This window comes from Allobosea sp. 05T422_2 (assembly GCF_056396265.1).
Map to the genome: position 1 here is coordinate 1 of NZ_JBFTLD010000403.1, position 3,746 is coordinate 3,746.

Sequence of the window (3,746 nt, forward strand, 5' to 3'; positions counted from 1 at the left end):
GATCTCCGGCCTTGTCGACAGCCTTCCTCAAGGCGGTCGCGGATGGCTGGAAATGAGGAATTGCCATKACTTTTACGACGCGACCGGAACTCAGGGGCACATTCGGAGCCGTTTCCTCGACGCATTGGCTTGCCTCGACCGTCGGCATGTCCATCCTGGAAAGGGGCCACACCGCCTTTGACGCCGCGGTCGCCACCGGTTTCGTCCTGCAGATCGTCGAGCCCCATCTCAACGGCCCCGCCGGCGAGGTGCCGATCATCGTGACCCCGGCCGGAGCCGATCAGCCGATCGTCATCTGCGGGCAGGGGCCGTCCCCTGCGAAGGCGACCATCAAGCATTTCAAGGATCTCGGCCTCGATATCATTCCGGGCACCGGCCTGCTCGCCGCCTGCATTCCCGGCGCATTCGGCGCCTGGCTGACGCTGCTGCGCGACTACGGCACGGCCGAGCTCGAAGACGTGCTGGCGCCCGCGATCTATTACGCCAGGACCGGCCACCCGCTGGCGCCACGCATCGCCCGGACGATCGCCTCGATGCGCGAGCTCTTCGAGACCCATTGGCCGAGCTCCGCGGAGATTTACCTGCCGGGCGGCGTGGCCCCTCAGTCCGGCAAGCTCTTCCGCAATCCGCAGATCGCGGCGCTCTACCAGCAGATCCTCGACCACGCGAAATCGGCCGGGAATCGCGAGGCACGCATCAATGCGGCGCTCGACTTCTGGTATCGCGGCCCGGTCGCCGAGCGGATCGAGKAATTCTGCGCCACGCAAGAGGTCTGGGACGTCTCGGGCCGCCGCCACAAGGGCCTGATCACCGCCCAGGACATGGCTGACTATCAGCCGCAGATCGAAAAGCCGGTCTCCGTGACCTATGGCGACTGCGAGGTCTTCAAATGTGGGCCGTGGTCGCAGGGACCGGTCMTGCTGCAGATGCTGCAGATCCTCAAGGGCACGGATATCGCCGATCTCGATCCGACAAGCGCCGATTTCGTGCATCTCGTCGTCGAGACGGCCAAGCTCGCGATGGCCGACCGCGATTCCTGGTACGGCGACAGCTCCGATGTACCGATCAAGGCGCTGCTCTCCTCCGGCTATGCCGATATCCGCCGCGCGCTGATCACGGGTAAGGCGTCGATGGACGTCCTCCCCGGCACCCCTGAGGGGCGCAATCCCAATCTGCCGCCGCTGCGCACGGTTGGCACCATTGCACAGCCCGGCCTTGGCGGCGGCGAGCCGACGGTCGCCCGCGAAGCCAAATTGCCGAATGACAGGCAGGGCGAACCGGCACTGACCCGCGAAGGCGCCCAGCGCGGCGACACCGTGCAGGTCAGCGCCGTCGACCGCTGGGGCAATATGGTGTCGGCGACGCCGTCCGGCGGCTGGTTCCAGTCGAGCCCGGTCATTCCCGGTCTCGGCTTCAGCCTGACGACCCGCGCGCAGATGTTCTGGCTCGAAGAGGGCCTGAACTCCACGCTCGCGCCGTCGAAGCGGCCGCGCACGACGCTGACGCCGTCGACCGTCTATCGTGACGGCCAGCCCTACATGGCCTTCGGCACGCCGGGCGGCGACCAGCAGGATCAATGGCAGCTGATCATGCTGCTGCGCCATCTCCACAAGGGCATGAACCTKCAGGAAGCGATCGACGCCCCGTCCTTCCATACCGACCATCTAGCGAGCTCCTTCTGGCCGCGCGAGATCAGCTTCGGCGCGGTCACGCTCGAAGACCGCTTCCCGCAGGCGGTCCGCGACGATCTGGCGGCGCGGGGCCACAAGATCACCGTCGGCGACGCCTGGTCCGAAGGACGCCTCTCGGCGGTCGCCCGCGAGATGGATGGCGATGTGCAGCTGGTGAAGGCCGGCGCCAACCCGCGCGGCGTCCAGGGTTATGCGGTCGCCCGCTGATCCCGACCCGCTGACCCCAATGAGACAAGCATTCCGGAACAGGAGAGGGGACTATCGATGAAACCGACTTATCTTGCACTCGCAGCCAGCCTGACGCTCGGCGCCATGGCCGTGACGGTGGCGCCCGCCGCCGCCCAGACCGTTCTCAAGATCGGCCTGCAGGACGATCCTGATACGCTCGACCCCGTGTCCAACTGGAGCTTCGTCGGCCGCCACGTGCTGCAGTCGCTCTGCGACAAGATCGTCGACATCGACCAGAACGGCAAAATCATCCCGATGCTGGCGGCCAGCTGGGAATGGAGCGCAGACAGCACCGTGCTGACCCTGACGCTGCGCAGCGATGCCGTCTTCCACGACGGGACCAAGGTCGACGCCGCGGCGATCAAGTACAATCTGGAGCGCGCGCTCACCTCGGGKATCTCGCGGCGCAAGGCTGAGATCAGCGCGATCAAGAGCGTCGAAGCCGTCGATCCGACCACCGTCAAGATCAGCCTCAAGGAGCCTTCGGTTCCGCTGCTCGCCGCGCTCAGCGACCGCGCCGGCATGATCATCAGCCCGGCGGCTGGTGCAAAGCTCGGCGACAAGTTCACCGATGCGCCGGTCTGCTCCGGTCCCTACAAATTCCTCGAGCGCGTGGTCCAGGACCGCATCGTCCTCGAGAAATTCCCGCAATATTACGATGCGGCGAAGTACAAGTTCGATCGCCTGATCTATCGCGGCATGCCGGATTCCAACGTCCGCCTGCTGAACCTGCGCTCGGGCCAGCTCGACCTGATCGAGCGTCTGGCAGCGACCGACGTGGACGCCGTCAAGGCCGACAAGGCGCTCGCCGTCGATCCCGTCGTCGGCCTTGGCTATTACGGCATCACCTTCAGCATCGGTGGCGATGGCGCCAATCTCGATGCCGGCAAGAAGGCCGCGATCCGCGAAGCCTTCAGCCTCGCGATCGATCGTCAGGCCATCAGCAATGTCGTCTTCGACGGCCAGGCCAGCATCGGCAACCAGCCGTTCCCGCCGTCGAGCCCGTTCTACGACAAGAGCTTCCCGGTTCCGGCCCGTGACCTCGACGCCGCCAAGAAGAAGATGGCCGAGGCCGGTGTGAAGTCGGTCAATCTGGAACTGCTCGTTCCCACCGATGCCGAGCGCCAGCAGGTCGCCCAGCTCATCCAGGCGATGGTCCAGGACATCGGCATCAAGGTCTCGATCAAGCCGACCGAACTGATGACGCTGCTCGACGTCGCCCGTCAGGGCAAGTTCCAGTCGCATCTCGTCGGCTGGAGCGGCCGCGTCGATCCCGACCTGAACGTCACCCCGATGCTCTCCTGCGGCGCCGCGACGAACGACGCCAAGTATTGCAACGAGGCGCTCGACGCGATCCTCGCCAAGGCCCGCTCGCTCGGGGACCCCGCCGCGCGCCAGGCCGAATACGCCAAGGCGGTCGCGATCCTGCTCAAGGACCTGCCGATCGTCTATCTCTACCACTCGCAGTGGATCTTCGCGCACAGCTCCAAGATCACCGGCCTCAAGCCCGCTCCGGATGGCATCATCCGCCTGGCTGACGTCAGCCGCAAGAACTGAGCCGGCACCCAGGAACCAAGAACTGAACCGGTACCAAGGACGCGATGAGCACCCCACTCCGATCCGTTCGGGCTGATGACGCATCCGCGTCCGTCCTCGACGTCAACAACCTGCGTGTCGCCTTCGAAGGCGACACGCGCACCGTGACTGCGGTCGACGGCGTCAGCTTCTCGGTCCGGAAGGGGCGCACGCTGGCGATCGTCGGCGAATCCGGCAGCGGCAAGAGCGTGACCTCGCTCGCCGTGATGCGGCTTCTGCCCGAGCACAGCG

The 3,746-nt window shown here is 65.9% G+C and carries 3 protein-coding genes; all 3 read left to right on the forward strand.

What is annotated here, in order from left to right; genetic code table 11:
* Positions 1–146: 146 nt before the first annotated feature.
* The gene (locus AC1DJT_RS35010) at positions 147–1,898 is read left to right on the forward strand and encodes a gamma-glutamyltransferase family protein (protein WP_476835892.1); all 1,752 of its coding nucleotides are present in this window, start codon (positions 147–149) and stop codon (positions 1,896–1,898) included.
* Between the two features lie 57 nt (positions 1,899–1,955).
* Positions 1,956–3,476 carry an ABC transporter substrate-binding protein gene (locus tag AC1DJT_RS35015; RefSeq protein WP_441507364.1) on the forward strand — a complete coding sequence of 507 codons (1,521 nt, stop codon included), beginning with the start codon at positions 1,956–1,958 and terminating at the stop codon, positions 3,474–3,476.
* A 44-nt stretch (positions 3,477–3,520) separates the two neighbouring features.
* On the forward strand, positions 3,521–3,746 hold a 226-nt coding region (locus tag AC1DJT_RS35020; RefSeq protein ID WP_476835893.1), incomplete at its 3' end, for an ATP-binding cassette domain-containing protein.